Genomic DNA, 433 nt, shown 5'->3' with positions numbered 1-433 from the left:
CTCCCGGACGCGGCCGCCGCCCGCGCCGCCTCCGACGCCGCCGTCGCGGCGTTGTCGGAGAAGGGTCTGGACCGTGCGCTCGCCGGCCATCCGCCGATCGGCCGCCCCCGTCCGGGCGATCCGCTCTCCGCCCGCGAACAGCGCGGGGCCGCCGATGCCCCGCCCGCGCTGCGCGCCGAACTGCTGGAGCTGAACCTCACCTATCAGGAGCGTTTCGGCCACGTCTTCCTGATCCGCGCCACCGGCCGCACCGCCGAGGAGATGCGCGACGCGCTGCGCCGTCGGCTGGACAACCCCCCCGATGTCGAGCGGGAGGTGACGCGCGTCGAACTCGCCGGCATCAACCGGCTGCGCCTGGCCCGCCTGTACGAGCCGTCGACCGGAACCGGCGCGAGCGGCGCGGCCCCGACCCGACCACCGGCCCCCGAAGGAG

General features: G+C 76.7%; 1 protein-coding gene. It reads left to right on the top strand.

What is annotated here, in order from left to right; translation table 11 throughout:
- Positions 1–433, top strand: a 433-nt coding sequence (locus FNQ90_RS26600) for a 2-oxo-4-hydroxy-4-carboxy-5-ureidoimidazoline decarboxylase (RefSeq protein WP_182608604.1), incomplete at both ends; no start/stop codon positions are given.

The sequence above is a fragment of the Streptomyces alkaliphilus genome (assembly GCF_014141535.1).
Taxonomy (GTDB): domain Bacteria; phylum Actinomycetota; class Actinomycetes; order Streptomycetales; family Streptomycetaceae; genus Streptomyces; species Streptomyces alkaliphilus.
Note: the sequence above shows the minus strand (reverse complement) of the source record. Positions and strands in the feature narration are given on the sequence as shown.